The following is an 18,928-nucleotide window of genomic DNA, read 5'->3' as shown; positions in this document are numbered from 1 at the left end:
TTTCTCTTTTAATTCGGTTTTGGTTGTATAGAACATTGGGGTCGTTCGAAGAATTTGCAATGTTTTAAATTAACGAGGCAAAAATTTACCGGGCGCTGGTGGACATCAGTCAGATTTATGTCAAAACTGTAATTAAATTGAGAACTTATATCCGCAGTTATCGACTAACCTAATTCCACGGTTGTTGATATCACTAAATGTACCTCGGCTTATACGGATAATCATGATGAAAAAAATGTCTTTGGCGTTAGCGCTTACGAGTGCCTTACTTGCCGCCCCGCTTAGTTGGGCGCAGTCTATCTCAGGAACCACACAAGCTCCCGTTTATCAACTCGATAACAAATTGGTACTAGGGCGTGTGGAGAGCGTCTATTACAGTGATATTCCGGAACTAAAAGCGGTGCCATTTATTGGTAAGATTGATACTGGTGCAGATACGACATCGATGCATGCGGAGAATATCCATGTCAGTAGCTCACACCCAGATTACCAAGATTTGAAAGATAACGAGTTACTTTGGGCGATTGTCGATGACTTAGGTGGTACGAAGGCAAAGTGGGACGCCGACAGCTTTAAGCCATATCAAGTAAAGGTTAGCTTTACGGTTCCTCACCCTTATACAGGGAAGGAAATACAGATTACCGATGATCTGGAAAGAGTGAGCGCGATTCGCAGTCGAACAAGCAAAAAGCCCATCCTACGCCCGACAATAAAAATGCCGATGACAATCGCTGGTCACACCGTTGATACGGAAGTGAACCTGACCAAGCGTACGCAATTCTCTTCTCCTATCTTGATTGGTAAAACTTATCTCGATGATAACGCATGGGTCTTCGCTGGTTACGATTATCTTCAAGAACAGCCAAGCGCAAAAATGATTGGCAAAAAAGAGACGGTTGAAGTCGAAGGTGTGCCATATAAGATCAGCATCTCAACTTCTAGCCGTTATACCAACGTCCATGCACTGGACATCAAGGTAGACAAAAAGCATAACGAAGTCTCTTTTATGTTAGAGGGCGAGAATGGCAAGCGTCATCCAATGACATTACCCTTGGTACGAATGCTGAAAACGACCAAAAGCGAGCGCCCTTTAGTCTATTTACCCGTCAAAGTCGGCGAAAATGAAACTCAACGTTGGTTGGTGTATCTGCGTGATCGCAGTAAGTTCAGTTCGCAAATTCGCTTAGGTCGGGACGTCGCGAGTCAGCACTTTGTTATTGATACGGACAGAGAAAATCTACTGGGTGGCGTAGAAAAAACGTTCAAAAGCGCACTCAAATCAAAACCTCTTGTCGTTTCACCAGAAGAACAGGTCACCATTGATGGTTATACCGTCCCTGCTTACCCCACTTTTACTGTGAAAACGCCATTACTGCGTGTAAATGGGTTTGAAGTAACAGAAAAAGGTAAGGATGAATCCGTCACGTTTTATTTAATGAACGATGAGGGGAAAGAAGAAAAAATCACCAAACCAGTGTTGAAAAAGCTCAAGGTTGGCAGCGCGGTTCGCCCTGTTGTCGAAGGAGACTTTCTTCTCGGTAGAAAAGACACATCAATGAAGTTTGCGCTCGATGTGCTTGATGAGGGTGACACTCAACCTTTTTTCGTCTTTGGTCATGACATAGCCAAGGGTGGTGTGTTGCTGAACACTCGCGCAGACCATCTACTAGATGCAAGGCCACTTTTCAAAGCTGGCCATATCGAAGTGGCTGAAGTTGAGGGGATGTCTTTCCCTGTGAAGTTAGACACGGGTGCAGATGTAAGCTCAATCAATGCTAAGAACATCAAGCAGTTTAAGAAAGACGGCAAAGACATGGTGAGCTTTACCTATGAGAACGATCTTGGCATGAAACAGGCGTTTACCAAGCCTGTTGTTGATGTCATGCGTATTAAAGCTAAGAAAGGCGAGAAAGCGAACGTACGCCCTGTGGTTGAAATGCATGTTAAGCTTGGCGAATTAGAGAAGAAGATCCGAGTCAACTTACAGGACCGAGGTCGCTTCCATTACAGCATGATTTTAGGTAAAAACTTCCTAAAACATGGCGCGGTTGTTTCGAGTGATACGAATTACATCGTGACGCAAAAACCGGATTACGAAAAGTAACACTCTGGCCGCCTTATCACCTTGATACCCAAAGCCTGAACAACATTGGATCTTTGGGTATATCATCTCCTTAATGCTGCCAAAGAGCAGCATTTTTTAGTTGAGATAGGAGTTAATTTGAAAACTAAGCTGATTACACGAGAAGGTTACAACAAACTCAAACAAGAGCATGATTACCTTTGGAATGAAAAGCGCCCGGAAATCACCAAGATCGTCACTTGGGCGGCGAGCCTGGGCGATCGCTCAGAAAATGCGGATTACACTTTCAATAAACGTTTACTCCGTCAGATCGACCGTCGTGTCCGCTTCCTTCGTAAATTCCTGCCAGAAGTCACGATCGTTGACTATTCTCCGCAACAAGAAGGCAAAGTCTTTTTTGGTGCATGGGTGGAAATAGAAAATGAGGCAGGAGAAGTGAAAAAGTTTCGTATTGTCGGGCCTGAAGAGATTTATGGCGATGCGAAAGACTACATCTCTATCGATTCACCTATGGCGCGAGCGATGTTGAAAAAACAAGTGGATGAAGAGTTCACGGTACGCACCCCAGAAGGTGAAAAAGAGTGGTTCATCAACTCAATTGAATATATTCAACCGGCCTCGGAAGACTGAGGCTTTATCACCGATTCAAGTCTCATGAAGTTCACTAGGAGTGACTTGGGTCTCAACGTCAGAATATTTGGTATAAAGGCATGGTGCCTTTCTCGGAGAAGTAAAATGAACAAAGCAGTCATGTGTAGTGCTGCACTAACAATAGGTTTCTCACTTTCAGTTTTTGCTCAAGATGAAGTGAAAGGCTGTGACGCTAAAGAGTTAGCGGTAGAGCAGCAGCTCGAGTATGCAAAAGCGCAAGGTAATGAGCATCGCATTAAAGGCTTGGAGCAAGCACTTTCCGCTATCCAGAATGAATGCTCGGAAGGTGAGCTGCGCCAAGAGCTGCAAGCAGAAGTGGAAGAAAAGACTAAAGAAGTTGAGGAGCGAGAGGAAGAATTAGTCGAAGCTCAGCATTCAGGGAAAGCAGACAAAATTGAGAAAAAACGTCACAAGCTGGCTGAGGCACAGCAAGAGCTGCTTGAGGCCAAACGTGAACTGGAATGGAATTATGGTCAATAGTAGGTGCTGAAAATATCTGCTAGAGAGAGAATAAAGCGCTTAAGATAAAAAGAGTAACAATTTGCTTGAGCACGTTAGGAAAAACAGTGATACATTTTCGACAATAGACGCTTCTGAAAGGATGTTTCAATGCAAGAAAATCATAAAATTTTAGTGGTTGATGACGATGCTCGTTTACGTGCTCTATTGGAGCGTTACCTTTCTGAGCAAGGTTTTCAGGTACGAAGTGTCGCCAATGGCGAACAGATGGATCGCCTACTAACGCGCGAAAACTTTCACTTAATGGTGCTAGACCTAATGTTGCCAGGTGAAGACGGTTTGTCAATTTGTCGTCGTCTACGCCACGCGAACAATATGTTGCCAATCTTAATGCTCACCGCGAAAGGTGATGAAGTGGACCGCATCGTAGGTCTTGAGGTAGGGGCGGATGATTATTTGCCAAAACCGTTTAACCCACGCGAATTGTTGGCTCGCATCAAGGCAGTATTACGCCGCCAAACTGTAGAGTTGCCGGGTGCACCAAGCACGGAAGAAAAAGTGGTGGAGTTCGGGGAGTTCCGACTCAATCTAGGCACTCGCGAGATGTTCCGCGGTGACGAGGCAATGCCACTCACCTCTGGAGAGTTTGCTGTCCTAAAGGCGCTCGTGATGAATGCGCGTGAGCCAATGTCACGAGATAAATTGATGAACATGGCGCGTGGCCGTGAATATTCTGCAATGGAACGCTCTATTGACGTACAAATCTCACGTTTACGTCGCATGTTAGAAGACGATCCGAGCAAGCCGCGCTACATTCAAACCGTATGGGGCCTAGGTTATGTTTTCGTCCCAGACGGCAAAGAGGTGTAACCTCTTCACTCCATAGCCAGCACTTGGCTATAGCAACTTCAGCCTTCATTACCTTCCCTTTGAAGGCTGAAATTTCGCGATTAGGACCACTAGGAACGTTCCATGCGCATCCGAAGTTCACTGACACAATCTATTCTGCTGTTCATCTCTTTGCTTCTCGCGAGCCAAGTTTTCTCTTACTACGCCGTTTTTAACTACGCGTTGATGCCGAGTTTGCAGCAGTTCAATAAAATTCTCGCCCATGAGCTCAATTTGGTGCTTGATGATGAAGGACCTTTAAAGTCTGATGCACCGTTAAGGCGTCAATTATTAGAAAGATTAGGGGTGACGGTTCACAGCCTTGACAGCGATAAGGCGATTGAATTTCATCACGCAATGTCGATTGATTTGATGTCTGAAGAAATGAGCCAAGAGCTGGGTTCGCCTACAGAAGTACGCTTATTGCTTGGCGATGAAAGTTACATTTTGTGGATGCACATCGAAAAGTTGCCGAACTCCATCATTCGTATTCCGTTATCTGAGCTGCAAGAAGAAGATTTTGCACCGCTGTTTCGTAACAGTTTGATTATGGCGCTGCTGATCATTGCTGGTGGTTGGTTGTTTATTCGTTTACAAAACCGCCCACTTTTGGCTTTAGAGAGAGCCGCGAAAGACGTCGGTCGAGGCGAAATCCCGCCACCGTTGGCAGAAAAAGGCGCATCGGAAATTCGCTCTGTAACTCGAGCCTTTAATCAAATGTCGAAAGGTATTCAAGAGCTAGAAGAAGACCGAGCCTTATTAATGGCGGGGATTAGCCATGACTTACGAACGCCTCTGACGCGTATTCGCCTAGCGACAGAAATGATGTCTCCTGAGGACAGCTATCTTGCGGAGGGGATCATTAGCGATACGGAAGAATGTAATGAGATCATCAGTCAGTTTATGGATTATCTCAAACCGGTGAACCAAGAATCGTTTGAAGCGGTTGATATCAGTACGATTGCCAGTGACGTCGCCAGTTCTGAAGGTGGTTATGAGGTTGAAATTGAAACAGATCTTAATCTTAACTTGCCGCCAGCCAAAGGAAGTGCGATTGCGATTAAGCGGGCGATCAGTAACTTAGTTGTGAATGCGCTACGTTATGGCAATGGCTGGGTCAAAATCAGCACTGGTGTGACAGCAGATAAGCAGCTAGTGTGGATTTCAGTAGAGGACAACGGACCGGGTATCGAGCATTCTCAAATCGCGAGGTTATTTGAACCCTTTACGCGTGGTGACACCGCTCGCGGTAGTGAAGGCACTGGGCTAGGGTTGGCGATTGTGAAGCGTATAATCAGCCAACATTCAGGCTCTGTGGTGATGCGTAATCGCAGTGAAGGCGGTTTAATCGCTCAAATCAGCTTTCCTACCAAGTAAGTCGATGGCCCGCACCCTTTAAAACAAAAAGCCCAACCTAATTAGGTTGGGCTTTTCTTATTCTCAATAATCTTAAGACTCTTTCACTTCCTGAGGAAGTTCATCTTCGTCTTCCAGTTTCTCTGGCAGAAGTAGATTTAAAATGATCGCTGTGATGCCACCTGCTGCAACACCAGTTGAGAAAATACTCTTAATAAATTCTGGCATAAATTGCAGGATCTCTGGTTTTTGTGCGATACCAAGTCCCATTGAGAAGGATAAGGCCATGATCAGAATTGCGCGGCGATCGAGCTCAACACGAGAGATAATACGCACACCAGCGGCAGCAATCGTACCAAACATGACAATCGTTGCGCCGCCAAGTACTGGCTCAGGAATCAGCTGAACAAAGCTAGCGACACCTGGGAACAAGCCAAGAATCACTAACATGCCAGAAATAAAGTAACCCACGTAGCGGCTCGCGACTCCTGTTAGCATGATGATGCCGTTATTCTGGCTAAACGTTGAGTTCGGGAAGCTGTTGAAAACGGCTGCGATTGCGGAGTTTAAGCCGTCTGCTAACACACCGCCCTTAATGCGTTCCATGTACACTGGGCCTTTTACTGGCTCACCAGACACTTCAGATGTTGCGGTAATATCACCGATGGCCTCTAGTGCGGTAATAAAGAAAATCAGTACCAGCGGAATGAACAGAGACCAGTCAAACGATAAGCCATATTGCATTGGTACGGGCAGTGCTACGATCTCGGTTGCGCCTAGCTGAGAAGTATCTACCATCCCCATAAAATACGCCATGATGTAACCCACTAGCATCGCAATCACGATTGAAGCCACACGGATGTATGGGTTTTTCGAGCGGTTTAAAATCACAATTAATCCAAGTACCGTCCCAGCCAGAGCAAGTTTGTCTAAGCTGCCGAAGGTTCCTTCATTTAATGCTGCGTAGCCACCGCCCATTGATACTAAGCCGACTTGAATCAGTGTGAGACCGATAAGAGTGACGACGATGCCTGAAACAAGCGGAGTGATGATTCGGCGGGCATGCTCCAACACGCGAGATAGGAAAATTTCTGCAAATGATGCGACTAAAATCGTACCAAAAATGGCAGCCATCATGGTGCTGATGTCTGCTCCACCGGCTTTCAGCGATAGGCCTGCTCCAATAATAGGACCTAAAAAGTTAAAGCTGGTACCTTGAACAGAGAGCAAACCAGAGCCAATTGGGCCAATGGTGCGAATTTGAATAAACGAAGACACGCCTGACGCAAACAAAGACATGCTGATGATGGTATTCGTTTGGTCTGCTGGTACACCCAAAGACTGACAGATGATCAGTGAAGGAGTGATAACCGCGACGAACATCGCCAATAAGTGCTGAAGTGCGGCAAAAATAGTTTGAGGCAAAGGTGGTCGATCGTTGAGTTGATAGACCAGTTCCGAAGATCGGTTTGAAGTTGTCATTGTTTGTCTCGCTAGTCGCAATATTTCCCTAGTTCTCGCTGAATGGGAGAGCAGGGTGGAGTTGACGTCGTTACCTGTGATTGCTGTTAATCAGAGTCAACTCAGGTTGGTGGAGTGTGATCTAACACACTTAAAAATTTGTGCGCGATTATAGAGAGATTTACTCAAAAAGCAAACGTTTGCTTTGTTTTTGGCGTATTAAAAAACGAGCCATTTGGCTCGCTTTCAATCATTACGCTTTGGAGTAAATATCCCGCTCACCCAACCAGCGATCGATAATCGCTGTTGCGTTAGTCGGGTAATTGTCATGAATATGACGCGCAATACGCTGAACTTCGGGAATCAGGCGTTGATCTCGAACTAAGTCTGCGATTTTGAAATCAGCAAGACCTGTCTGCTTTGTACCCAATAGTTCTCCAGGGCCACGAATTTCTAGGTCTTTCTGCGCAATGACGAAGCCATCGTTACTTTCACGTAGTACTCCGAGACGTTTTTGCGCGGTTTTTGACAGCGGAGAGTGGTACAGCAGCACACAATGGCTAGCAACGGAACCTCGGCCAACGCGACCTCTTAACTGGTGTAATTGTGCCAAACCAAGACGTTCAGGGTTTTCTATGATCATCAAGCTAGAGTTTGGCACATCCACACCAACTTCAATCACTGTCGTTGCGACCAGCAAATGCAGTTTATTGTCTTTGAAATCTTGCATCACCGCTTGTTTCTCTGCCGGCTTCATTCGTCCGTGTACTAGACCAATTTTTACGTCCGGTAGCTTACGTTGAAGCTCTTCTGCGGTATCTGCCGCGGCTTGCGCTTCTAATACTTCCGACTCATCAATCAGGGTACACACCCAATATGCCTGCTTGCCTTCGTTTAAGCAGGCATTTCGGACACGCTCGACGATGTCGTCACGTTTTGTATCAGGAATAGCAACGGTTTGAATCGGCGTTCGACCCGGTGGTAGCTCGTCAATCACGGAAGTTTCCAGATCGGCGTAAGCGGTCATGGCTAAGGTGCGAGGAATAGGCGTCGCCGTCATGATCAACTGATGTGGATAGGCGCCTTGTTTTGCGCCTTTTTCACGCAATTCTAATCGCTGATGGACACCGAAGCGGTGCTGTTCATCAATGATGACCAAAGCAAGGTGATGAAATTCAACGTGTTCTTGGAATAGCGCGTGAGTACCCACTACCATTTGTGCTTCACCACTGGCAATACGAGCCAACTCGGCTTCCTTTGCCTTACCTTTGAGTTTGCCCGCTAACCAACCGACTTGAATGCCCATTGTTTCAAACCAGTTTGCGAAGTTGATAGCGTGTTGCTCGGCCAATAGTTCGGTTGGCGCCATGAGTGCCACCTGATGGCCATGCTCAATGGCTCTAACAGCGGCCAAAGCGGCAACCAATGTTTTCCCCGAACCAACATCGCCTTGCACTAATCGCATCATTGGGTGCGGTTTTTCTAGATCGGCTTCAATCTCTTGTACTACTCGGGTTTGAGCGTTTGTAGGAGAGAAAGGCAGTTGGGCTAAAAGCTGCGTTTTTAGTTTATGACAAGGACCGAGAGGTAGCGCTGAATCCTTCTGACCTTTGCTACGCACCGCCAGCATCGATAAGTTTTGTGCGAGCAATTCTTCCATGATCAAGCGGATTTGGGCAGGATGTTTGCCTTCGTCAAACTCATCTAAATTAATGGTTGGTGGTGGGCGATGAATGGTGTGCAGCGCTTGCGACATCGTGATTTGATGGTCATACAACCCCGCTGGAAGTAATTCCTGCACTGCGGTTTTATCAAGCAGGGCTAAAGCTTGTTCGGTAAGGTTGCGTAATGTGATTTGGCGTAAACCATCGGTGGTGGGATAAACAGGGGTTAAGCTCTGTTCTACATCGGGCTTTTGCTCGCTGACGTAAAACTTGTAGTCAGGATGAACAATTTCCCAACCCATGCCACCGCGCTTAATTTCACCGTAAGCATGTACTAACTTACCTTGCGTGAAATTGTTCTTCATGGCTGCGGTAAAGTTGAAAAAGCGCAGCGTGATAGTGCCATTACCGTCGCTGATTTTTACCGTTAGCATTTTGCGCTTACCGAAGATGGTGTCGACTGCCATGACCTTACCTTGCACTGCCGCCCAAAGGCCAGCATGCAGTTTGGCAATAGGGTAAATACAAGTACGATCTTCGTAGCGTAACGGAAGGTGAAACAGCAAATCTTGAACGCTATGTAAGCCAACTTTGGCGAGTTTTTCTGCGACTTTCGCGCCAACTCCAGAAAGGGAGGTTAATGGGACGGCAGATAACATTTGGGCGGACATAGAGGGCTCAAGAAAATGGTTAACATAGCAGTATGTTAACCATGGAGCTGTGTTTTTGTACAGGAAAAAATAGTCATGCTTTAGTTAGTGTCATGATTTGACTGATAACCTATCATTCCGAGGAGCTTTAGCGACATCAGGATTCTATTTCCAACAAGTATGTCGCTGAAGTTAACACTATCAGCATCTGTATATTTGAGAATTAGATCCTGAACCACGCTCCTTCGCCGCCGTTCAGGATGACGAAAGTCTGTTACTTGCTTTGCATCTCTTGCCACCACGCGTCATCGGCGATGATTTGACCTTCTTCATCGAGTGGTGGGTAAACGAGCCCTTTTCGTTTCGCGACCTTTGCCAGCACTGGGTGACCACGTTCAAAGAGAATACGGTTGATTGTCTCTTTAGGCAGAGCGCTTTCTTCTCGGTCGTACATGCCTGCGGCTTCACGTTGACGTTGCGCTTCATACAAAATTACGGCACTGGCAACCGATACGTTTAGTGACTGCACCATGCCCACCATTGGGATAATAATGTCTTGATCGGCAAGCTGTTTGGCTTGCTCCGAAGCGCCAACTTTTTCACTGCCTAAAATGATTGCCGTTGGTCTGGTGTAGTCGATCTCGCGAAAATCGACGGCGGTGTCCGAAAGATTGGTCACCAAAACCTGCATACCTTGCGCTTTGAGTTCGGTAATCGCAGTTTCAATCGAATCGTGAGTATCCACTTCAACCCAGTTACGCGCGCCAGCTGAGGTATGGCTCAGCGTACGCATTTTGTCTGGCCAAATTGCGTGAACTTTGTGTAAGCCTGTCGCGTCAGCGGTGCGGATCACAGCAGAGACGTTGTTTGGCTTATGTACTTCTTCGAGACAAAGTGTCAGATCAGTTTGGCGAGTTTTTAGGACTTGGTGAATACGGTTGTAACGTTCTAGGTTCATATTTATTGAGGTATAAAAAATCGCCACCTAACAGAGTAGGTGGCGATAGAGGTTAGTTCTTTCTGCGTCTGACTCGGGTTGCTTGAGGCATTGCCTTAATCTTACGCATGATACCAGCAAGGTGGACACGATCTTTCGTCGTCAACAGCACAGTCACAGTGTATAGACGACCATCACGTTCTTCCGTTGAAAGGCCATGAATGTTTGATCCTGTTTTCGAGATCACGTTGGTAAGTTCTGCAAGAGCACCTTGGTTGTTAAGCATGTCGACTTTAAGTTCAGCAATGAACTCTTTATCGTAGTCTTCAGACCAAGCGACAGCCATATAACGGTCTGGCTCTTTCTGATAACCACGAACGTTCGGACATGTTTCTCGGTGAACAACCAAACCACGACCAGGCGATACGTGAGCAATAATGTGATCATCTGGGATAGGATGACAACAATTTGCAAACGTCAGCAATAAGCCTTCTGCGCCACGAATCGGAAGCTTCTTCTTCGAGTCCGTTGGGATTGAACTTGTTGTCGTGAGCTCTTCGGTGTCACCAAGGAGACGACGTGCGATCACAATGCTCATCAACTCACCCAATCCAATAGCAGCCAATAAATCATCGATGCTTTCTAGGCGAAGATCATTCAAGACTTCTTGGATATTTTCTGGATAAATTGAATCAATCGAGTGACGGCCAAGTGCGTGATTAAGTAGGCGACGACCTAAAGTAATCGACTCTTCACGACGCATCGTTTTCAGTACTTGTCGAATCTTAGTGCGGGCACGAGAAGTCACGACATAGTTTAACCAAGCCGCGTTTGGACGCGCACCTGGGGCACTGATAATTTCCACTGTCTGACCGTTCTTCAGTGCCTTACTTAGTGGGTAAGGGTTACGGTCAACACGAGCACCAACACAAGAGTTACCGACATCAGTATGTACGGCATAGGCAAAGTCGACAGCCGTTGCGCCTAATGGCAATTCAACGATACGACCTTTTGGTGTGAAGACGTAAATCTCATCTGGGAAAAGATCCGATTTTACGTTTTCAATGAATTCGAATGAGTTACCCGCGCTTTGTTGTAGCTCAAGCAGGCTTTGCATCCAACGCTGAGCTTTCACTTGCGCTGTTGTGCCAGACTTGTCGCCCTTGTCTTTGTATGACCAGTGCGCAGCGACACCTTTGTCCGCCATTTGATCCATATCTTCGGTACGGATCTGAACTTCAACTGGCACGCCATGTGGACCAACCATAGAAGTATGTAGCGATTGGTAGCCGTTCGCTTTTGGTACCGCAATGTAATCTTTCATACGACCAGGACGTGGCTTATACAAGCTGTGTACTTGGCCTAGAACGCGATAACAAGTATCGGCAGTATCAACAACCACTCGGAAAGCGTAGATATCCATGATGGTGTGGAAACGCTGTTCTTTGGTTTTCATCTTGTTGTAGATAGAGAACAGGTTTTTCTCACGACCAACGACGCGAGCATTCAAGCCAAAATCTTGCAGACGGCCTTCTATTTCGCTGTGAATGCGTTGGATCATCTCTTTACGATTACCACGTGCGGCTTTAACCACTTCTTTCAGTACGCGGTAGCGGTTGGGATATAGCGCCTCAAAGCCCAACTCTTCGAGTTCGGTTTTGATATTGTGAATACCAAGACGATGAGCGAGGGGCGCGTAAATTTCTAACGTTTCACGAGCAATACGACGCTTTTTATCTGGTCGAAGCGCGCCAAGCGTACGCATGTTATGCGTGCGGTCAGCCAGTTTGATCAGAATGACGCGGATATCTTGCACCATGGCCAGAACCATCTTACGAAAGTTCTCAGCCTGAGCCTCTTTCCTATCGCGGAATTTGAGTTTGTCCAGTTTAGATACACCATCAACCAATTCTGCGACAGTGTTGCCGAATTTCTCTTCGAGATCTTCTTTAGTTACATCACAGTCTTCAATGACGTCATGCAGCAAAGCAGCTTGGAGGGTTTCGATATCAAGGCGCATTTCGGCCAAGATACGAGCCACTGCGACAGGGTGGATGATGTATGGTTCACCGCTAGAGCGGGTTTGCCCTTCATGGGCATCTCTCGCTACCACATAAGATTGACGCAGAGCCTCAATCTGAGGCTCTGTTAGGTATTCTTGGGCAACGTCTTTGAGGCTATCGAATAGATACAAATTATAGGCCCGGGAGGTTGTTGAATTCTAAAGTCAGAATTAACGGTTGTGAGCGATGCTGCTTACTGCCGCTAGCTCTGCCGCTTCTTGCTCTTGCTGTTCTTGACGTTCACGAGCGTCTAGAACTTCTTTAGTAATTAAACCTTCTTCGATTTCGCGTAGAGCGATAACCGTTGGCTTATCGTTCTCTTCTGGCACTAGTGCATCTTTACCGCCAGTTTGCATTTGACGAGCGCGGCGAGCCGCAATCAGTACTAGGTCGAAACGGTTGCCAACTTTTTCAACAGCGTCTTGAACAGTTACGCGTGCCATGAGGACTCCAAATAGTTAACTAAAATTTTAGAATGACGAGAAAGTATACAACCTAACTACTTTATTTACTAGCAATTAGACAAGCCACCGTTTGTGGACTTTCTCAGGTAGTTTATTGTGTTTTTCGCACTGGGCAAAAAACGGGAAATTCTTTATGTTTTACAGCGTGACTTTTTTGAAGTTACTCTGCTAACAACGCGTCAAGCATACCTTTATATTTAGCAGCTTGCTTTTCTTCCTTCAATCTTTCAGCACGCAAGATAGCTTTAAAATCCATCAAAGCGGTATCAAAATCGTCGTTTACGATCACGTAGTCGTACTCGTTGTAATGAGAGATTTCCGACTTGGCTTCAGCCATACGCTTTGCGATCACTTCATCGCTATCTTGACCACGAGTGTTCAAGCGACGCTCTAACTCACCGTTTGATGGTGGCAGGATGAAGATGCTTTTGGCTTCTGGCATTTGTTCACGGATTTGGCGTGCGCCTTGCCAGTCGATATCTAGAAAAACGTCGATACCTTTATTTAGTGTTTCTTCAATCCATACACGAGATGTGCCGTAATAATTACCAAACACTTCTGCGTATTCTAGGAAGTCACCTTTAGCGATCAGGGCTTCAAACTCATCTTTCGCTACAAAATGGTAGTGGACACCATTTTCTTCACCAGGTCGCATGTTGCGCGTGGTGTGAGACACAGACACTTTCATTGCGTAGGTTGGGTTGCGTTCCAACATCGCTGAGATCAAGCTAGATTTACCTGCGCCGCTAGGTGCAGATACGATATAGAGAGTACCTTTGCCCATTGTACTGTTCCACTTTTGATTGGATTGATTGAGTGCCGAAGGAAAGTTCGACATTCTTATAACGATAGCACTGGCATTGAGAAATCAACCACCAAAGGGGTGGATATTGGTGATAATCACGCCAGAAAAATGGAGGCGAAGAGTATCATGATCTCTATTTTGTTACCAGTTGATCTTTCTGTCTGTGATCGTCTCAGATGAAATAGTTACTTACGCCAGAGTGTTTCTAAACAGCGAAGAAGGAGCGTGATACAGGACTTACCACCCGCGCACTCTGTTATTAAAACCATTTCTACAACCGTTTAGTGTGCTGATTTTAGGTTTAGAGTCCCGATTTGGCTTGCGTGAGTGACTCTGGTTAAAAATAGGGGTTAATAAAGATAAAACGGAAAAAAGGGGAAGCTTTCACTTCCCCAGGCGTGCGACTGACTCACACTTAATCTTCGAATTATCCTTGAGACTCTAGGAAATTTATCCAAGGGCTAACGGTTGACCTGAATTTTGGCGATTGAGCAGCGCCTTTCATCGCCTGCAAGGCCTTTTGTGGTTGCTTAAGCTCGAAATAGGCCATCCCGCGAATGTATTCAAGTTCTGCCTTTTGCTCTTTAGAGGCACTGGATGCCGCGCTTTCTACAAAACGAGTTGCTTCAGAATACTGCTTGTCTTGTATCATTAAGCGAGCAATCTGAATTTGCGTTTTAGCAGAAGGAGCGAGGTTATATGACTTTTTATAAGCGAGAATTGATTTATCTAGCTCTTTAGCTTGCTGCCAGAAACTGGCTAGGCGGTCATAGTTTTCCTTCGTCTTTTCAATGTTTCCAGCTGCCATTTCCTTTTCAAGAGTTTTGGCTGCTTTATATGGAATACCTTGATAAGCCAAGAAGTTTACAAAGCGTAAATATTCCTTCTCTCCTTCTAGTTTCCCCATTTTGTAAACCATTTCTAGGGTGGCTAGAGAGTTGCGCTCTTGACCTAGCTCCATGTAGACACCAGAAAGTTGCATCCAGTAACGCTTTTTCTGAGGGTACTTTGAAGTCAGAGTTTTGAGTACACTGGCAACGCTTTTCAGCTGGCCTAACTCGTAGTGAGATGCAACGAGAATTAAGTACCAAGACTCACTTGGGCTCTTGCTCATCGCGATGGCTTTTTTGGTTGGCGGGATTGCATTTCTGTAATCTTCCAACTGAACATAGGCGCTCGCTAACGTGATATAAGCATGAGCTTGAGGCTTCTCTTTGGTTGTTTCTGCAACCTTGAACCATTCCTTCATCGTTTTTACAGATAACGTATACTTTTCTTCAGCTAGGTAAAGCTGAGCCAAGCTGTAGCGAACTTGTTGAGCAACAGGAACGGGAAGTGCGTCGAGCTGTAATGCTTCGGCAAAGTATTTTGCTGCTTGCACATAATTGTCTTGTAGCGAATACAAAAAGCCAGTCTGCTGAAGTAAAACTGCTCGGTCGTATTTTTTCGAACTTGTGCTTTCTAAAGCGCTTGCTAGTTTTTCTTTCGCTGCTGAATATTTTTCAGTTGCGATCAACTCTTGCACTTTGTTAACGGTTCGAAATGTCCGATCTGATAACTGAGGAGCTTCTTTTGCCATCGTAGGAGCGGCCATTGCCACTCCTACGAAGAGAATTAAAGAAGCCACTTTGCTTTTCCATAAACTTTTCATCGTGACTCCTTAATTGGTTGAGAACTCTATTTCTTGCGATAGGCGCGAGCTAACAGGTTTCCCGTCAACCAATTTTGGTTTAAATGTCCATTTAGAGACTGTTTTTCTTGCCGCTCGACCGAGGCCTAAGCGTCGTGGTTGCTCTTTAAGAACTTTGATGTCCTCTACGGCACCACGTGCGTTGACAGTAAACTCTAATAAGACGACCCCTTTTTCTATTCCTGCTTTCGCAGCTTTCCTAGGCATTTGAGGTTGGAATGTCGCTAGAGGTGTTGGACCTCCGCTACCCGCGAGTTGCGCACCTCCACCCTGGCTATAATGTCCAAGCACCGAACCACCTGTAACATTTACGGGTAGGTCAAGCTTTGGCATATCCATTGGGGTCTGCTCCATCACCGGTTTTACTGTCGCTGTCACTTTCATTTCTGGCGGCGGCGGCGGACGCTTAGGCGGTGGTGGCTTTGGAAGTTCGCGTTTTTTCTCCTGTATTTTTTCGTCTGGTTTAATGCGAATAAACTCGACCATACGCAGGTCATCATTCGACACTAACTCGTGGCGCTCTTTGTTTACTAGCTTGTCCATCCCCCAGAACAACCCGAGGGAGACAATGAGCGCCAGTGCAATTGAGGCCAGATACCGCATAAGCTTAATCCTTATTGGTTGCGGCAATGGAGATGCTTTCTACACCTGCCATTTTGATCTGGTCCATAACCTTCACGACTACGCCAGCATTTGCTTCTGTGTCGGCTTGGATAACAACTGCGCCATCAGGGCTTTCTGCACGAAGACGTTCAATATTCGCGCGAACCGCGTCCACTTCGATGCGGCGTTTATCAACCCAAACATCACCCGCCGCACCAACTGCGACCATGATGTTACCTTTTTTCACGGTTTGCGCAGAGCTTGCCGTCGGGCGGTTTACTTCTAGACCAGCTTCTTTTACGAACGATGTTGTTACGATAAAGAAGATCAACATGATGAATACGATGTCGAGCATCGGTGTCATATCGATAGCGGTTTCATCACTGCTATCACTGCTATAGCGTCTTTTCATGACCTATACCTCTAATTCCATTTACTCAGGCAATATGCTTTAGCTTATCTTCCAGCTTTTGCGTTGTGACTTTGGCTAAATGATCAAGACGTGAACTAAAGAACAGTCCTGATAGAGAAGCCACCATCCCGGCTAACGTTGGGATTGTTGCCTTTGAGATCCCCGAGGCCATTGCTCGAGGGCTTCCTGTTCCTGTTACCGCTAAGATGTCGAATACTTGGATCATGCCAACAACGGTGCCGAGCAAACCCAGTAAGGGACAAAGCGCAATCAACACTTTCACGATTGGCAGGCCCTTTTTATTCTCAATGTCCTGACGAGAAACAATTTCTTGTCGGATCATCTTAGCGTTCCAGCTCTGGTGCTCTGATCGCCCCTGCCATGAGCCAACGGCTTTTTTCATGGCTTTTGGAGCGACGGCAGCAAAATAGAACCAACGTTCTAACAATACTGCCCAAAGCATAAAGCTGAGGATGAAGATGGCGACGAGTACATCGCCACCCATTCCCAAGAAGCGCCTAATTGATTCAAGTTCTCCAACTAACCACCACATAACGCCTCCTTAGCTTTCGGCTTTATGTAGTTTTTCCTGATAGCGAGCGATGAAGCCTGCACTCTGTTCTTCAAGAGTTTGAACCAAACGACGACCTTTACTGTGTACGATGGTGTACAGGAACAGTAGAGGAATTGCGACAACCAGACCAAGCATCGTAGTAACAAGTGCTTCAGAGATACCGCCAGCCATTAGCTTAGGATCACCTGTACCAAATAGTGTGATTGCTTGGAACGTACCGATCATACCCATAACCGTACCCAGTAGACCTAGAAGTGGTGCTACAGAAGCGAACAGTTTGATTGAGCTGATAAAGCGTTCAATGCTCGGTGCGTTACGTAGGATGATTTCGTCCAGTTTCGCTTCCAGATCTTCAAGGTTGTCACCTTTGTGCTCTTGGTAAGCTTGGATAACTTCACCCAGAGGGTTACCAGGAATCACGGTTTCTGATTTCGCTTGCTTACGCATTTTACCGCCAATCACTTGAAGGCGTAGGAAGCAAACTAGAGCAATGATAGCGCCAACTGCACCCATACCAAGGATGACGTAACCTACAATGCCACCTTGATCAATACGTTCTTGAACGGTAGGGCTTTGTACAAGTAGAGACAGAATTACACCACGGGATGGGTCAATAAACAGTGGCTCATAGCTGTTTGACGCTGACTCAAAGCCTGCAACATGACGCGTAATATTGGTGCGAGGCTGTCGAGAGAGTTCTTCGAACTTACCTGTTTGAGGTACATAAGTAACGTACTTACCATCGGCAATCGCGTTAAATTCACCGACAAGAGTAACATCGCGAACCGCTTCTTTACCTTCGCCATAAACAACCGTGGCTTGGGTTGTTGCTGTCTCGCCTGAGGCAACCACTTGTTGAAGAATGGTATGCCAGAATGCTTCTAGCTCTTGTGTTGATGGCAGTTCTTTGCTTTCAGCCAGTTTCGTTAGTAGCGCGTCACGCTCTGGGAACTGAACTGCGTTTTGAGAGGCTGCAAATAAGCCTTTAAACTCGCCCGCATATTGGCGGACCACACCAAACATTTCGCCCAAAGTACCAGAGCGAACACGTAAGGTTTCTGTTAGTTCAGTCAGCTGCTTATCGTTTTCATCAAATGTCGCTTTAAGTTGATCGCCCAGTGCTTGCTGTGAAGCTAGCTCTTCACGAGCCTGTTGCAATAATGCCGCTTGCTTATCTCGGTTGTTCTTGAACTCAGCTTCACGGGCTTTATTCTCTTTTGACTCAACGATGCTTTCTGATTTTACGTTTTTGAGTAGTTCAGATAGGTTTTTAGGCGTTTCTGCTTGTACGCCTGAAGCCATAAATAAGCTCGCTAGTAGACCAGCGGCTAGAGTTTTGAATCCTTTCATCTCTTATTCCTCCCCAGCATATACAGGCAATTTGATTAGCGCTGGTGGCGCTTGCTTCTTCGCGATACGAAGGCCTTGCTGTACCGCTATGCGGTAGCTTTCCGGTAATGTTTCCCATTGACGTGTTTGTTGGTTCCACATACCTGTCTCACCACCGTCTGGAGATTGGAATAAAAGCGCCGTGCGACCAATACGTAGGAAATCGTAAGTCACGGTTTCCCCATTTCTATCTAGGCTAGCTTTGTAAGATTCAATTGAGCGAGAGAAGCCTTCTTCAATTTGGTAGGCTTCCATCACTTTACGGAATTTCTCAGAAGTCGTTACGTCGGCGCGATCCATGAGACGACGCAGTTCTTGGACACGTTTATTACGTTCTTTTTTCTGGAAAGGCAGATCGAGAGTCACAAACTCATCGAGTGCATCGATCATTTTAAGTGTTAGTGGCACTACTTCTGTTGCCGTTTGATCGATCTGAGCAATTTGGTTATTTAATGAGTCCAATTCACCTTGCTGTGATTGAACCATACGATTAATTTGCTCGTTGTAGACTTTCATGCTGTCGATTTGACGTAGTAAGCCTTTGTATTCTGCCAACATGCCTTCAGTACTTTCGGCATAATTGTCGATTTTTTGTTGCGAAGCTTCTGAAGATTGATTTGCTTTTGCTTGTGTGGAAACGACAGCACCAGAGTTGGCCGCTATAGAGCTACTACTGATAGTAAGCAATGCTGCAGCTATGGCACTGAGACCAAATTCCTTGAATTTCATGGTTGCATCCTTGTCAGTGTTTTAGTCAGTCGAAAAGGGCGCGGAAAACC

General features: G+C 46.1%; 17 protein-coding genes. 5 read left to right on the top strand and 12 right to left on the bottom strand.

From position 1 onward, the window contains the following. The first annotated feature begins 223 nt into the window (after nt 1-223). The 5 genes from R8O11_RS15060 to envZ all read left to right on the top strand — a co-directional run bounded on the left by R8O11_RS15060 (nt 224) and on the right by envZ (nt 5,458). On the top strand, nt 224-2,104 hold the full coding sequence (locus tag R8O11_RS15060) for an ATP-dependent zinc protease (protein ID WP_005384728.1): 1,881 nt from the start codon (nt 224-226) through the stop codon (nt 2,102-2,104). 117 nt (nt 2,105-2,221) lie between these two features. Continuing rightward, nucleotides 2,222-2,713 (top strand): transcription elongation factor GreB, encoded by a 492-nt coding sequence (gene greB / locus R8O11_RS15055; RefSeq protein ID WP_053307281.1) that lies wholly within the window; start codon nt 2,222-2,224, stop codon nt 2,711-2,713. Nucleotides 2,714-2,818: 105 nt separating this feature from the next. After that, entirely contained in the window at nt 2,819-3,214 is a 396-nt protein-coding gene (locus R8O11_RS15050; protein WP_017635004.1) for a DUF1090 domain-containing protein, read from the top strand. A 129-nt stretch (nt 3,215-3,343) separates the two neighbouring features. Then, a complete protein-coding gene (ompR, locus tag R8O11_RS15045) occupies nt 3,344-4,063 on the top strand; it encodes a two-component system response regulator OmpR (RefSeq protein ID WP_005379333.1) in 720 nt (239 codons plus the stop codon). Nucleotides 4,064-4,165: 102 nt separating this feature from the next. Further along, nucleotides 4,166-5,458 carry a two-component system sensor histidine kinase EnvZ gene (envZ, locus tag R8O11_RS15040; protein WP_017820700.1) on the top strand — a complete coding sequence of 431 codons (1,293 nt, stop codon included), beginning with the start codon at nt 4,166-4,168 and terminating at the stop codon, nt 5,456-5,458. A 72-nt stretch (nt 5,459-5,530) separates the two neighbouring features. On the opposite strand, the gene R8O11_RS15035 is transcribed toward envZ, so the two are convergent. From R8O11_RS15035 to R8O11_RS14980, 12 genes are all read right to left on the bottom strand, one after another. After that, entirely contained in the window at nt 5,531-6,919 is a 1,389-nt protein-coding gene (locus tag R8O11_RS15035) for a nucleobase:cation symporter-2 family protein (RefSeq protein ID WP_318194253.1), read from the bottom strand. A 232-nt stretch (nt 6,920-7,151) separates the two neighbouring features. Further along, nucleotides 7,152-9,233 carry an ATP-dependent DNA helicase RecG gene (recG, locus tag R8O11_RS15030; protein WP_318194252.1) on the bottom strand — a complete coding sequence of 694 codons (2,082 nt, stop codon included), beginning with the start codon at nt 9,231-9,233 and terminating at the stop codon, nt 7,152-7,154. A 253-nt stretch (nt 9,234-9,486) separates the two neighbouring features. Further along, on the bottom strand, nt 9,487-10,170 hold the full coding sequence (trmH, locus tag R8O11_RS15025) for a tRNA (guanosine(18)-2'-O)-methyltransferase TrmH (RefSeq protein WP_017635001.1): 684 nt from the start codon (nt 10,168-10,170) through the stop codon (nt 9,487-9,489). A 52-nt stretch (nt 10,171-10,222) separates the two neighbouring features. Further along, complete coding sequence (gene spoT, locus R8O11_RS15020) at nt 10,223-12,343, bottom strand: bifunctional GTP diphosphokinase/guanosine-3',5'-bis pyrophosphate 3'-pyrophosphohydrolase (RefSeq protein ID WP_005379340.1); 2,121 nt, start codon at nt 12,341-12,343, stop codon at nt 10,223-10,225. A 39-nt stretch (nt 12,344-12,382) separates the two neighbouring features. Then, nucleotides 12,383-12,655 carry a DNA-directed RNA polymerase subunit omega gene (rpoZ, locus tag R8O11_RS15015; RefSeq protein WP_005379346.1) on the bottom strand — a complete coding sequence of 91 codons (273 nt, stop codon included), beginning with the start codon at nt 12,653-12,655 and terminating at the stop codon, nt 12,383-12,385. A 181-nt stretch (nt 12,656-12,836) separates the two neighbouring features. Then, the gene (gene gmk, locus R8O11_RS15010) at nt 12,837-13,460 is read right to left on the bottom strand and encodes a guanylate kinase (protein WP_005379347.1); all 624 of its coding nucleotides are present in this window, start codon (nt 13,458-13,460) and stop codon (nt 12,837-12,839) included. Between the two features lie 448 nt (nt 13,461-13,908). After that, nucleotides 13,909-15,132, bottom strand: coding sequence for a tetratricopeptide repeat protein (locus R8O11_RS15005; RefSeq protein WP_054579406.1), 1,224 nt, complete (start codon nt 15,130-15,132; stop codon nt 13,909-13,911). A 9-nt stretch (nt 15,133-15,141) separates the two neighbouring features. After that, nucleotides 15,142-15,774, bottom strand: a complete 633-nt coding sequence (locus tag R8O11_RS15000; RefSeq protein ID WP_005379353.1) for an energy transducer TonB — start codon at nt 15,772-15,774, stop codon at nt 15,142-15,144. A gap of 4 nt (nt 15,775-15,778) precedes the next feature. Continuing rightward, on the bottom strand, nt 15,779-16,186 hold the full coding sequence (locus R8O11_RS14995; protein WP_005379359.1) for an ExbD/TolR family protein: 408 nt from the start codon (nt 16,184-16,186) through the stop codon (nt 15,779-15,781). A 25-nt stretch (nt 16,187-16,211) separates the two neighbouring features. Continuing rightward, complete coding sequence (locus R8O11_RS14990; RefSeq protein WP_005379363.1) at nt 16,212-16,739, bottom strand: MotA/TolQ/ExbB proton channel family protein; 528 nt, start codon at nt 16,737-16,739, stop codon at nt 16,212-16,214. A gap of 9 nt (nt 16,740-16,748) precedes the next feature. Next, nucleotides 16,749-18,110, bottom strand: a complete 1,362-nt coding sequence (locus R8O11_RS14985) for a MotA/TolQ/ExbB proton channel family protein (protein WP_017634999.1) — start codon at nt 18,108-18,110, stop codon at nt 16,749-16,751. A 3-nt stretch (nt 18,111-18,113) separates the two neighbouring features. Next, the gene (locus R8O11_RS14980; RefSeq protein WP_005379365.1) at nt 18,114-18,878 is read right to left on the bottom strand and encodes a DUF3450 domain-containing protein; all 765 of its coding nucleotides are present in this window, start codon (nt 18,876-18,878) and stop codon (nt 18,114-18,116) included. Nucleotides 18,879-18,928 lie beyond the last annotated feature (50 nt).

The sequence above is a fragment of the Vibrio sp. 1288 genome (genome assembly GCF_033344475.1).
The sequence above is the reverse complement of the archived record's forward strand: the minus strand, read 5'-3'. Positions and strand labels throughout refer to the sequence as shown.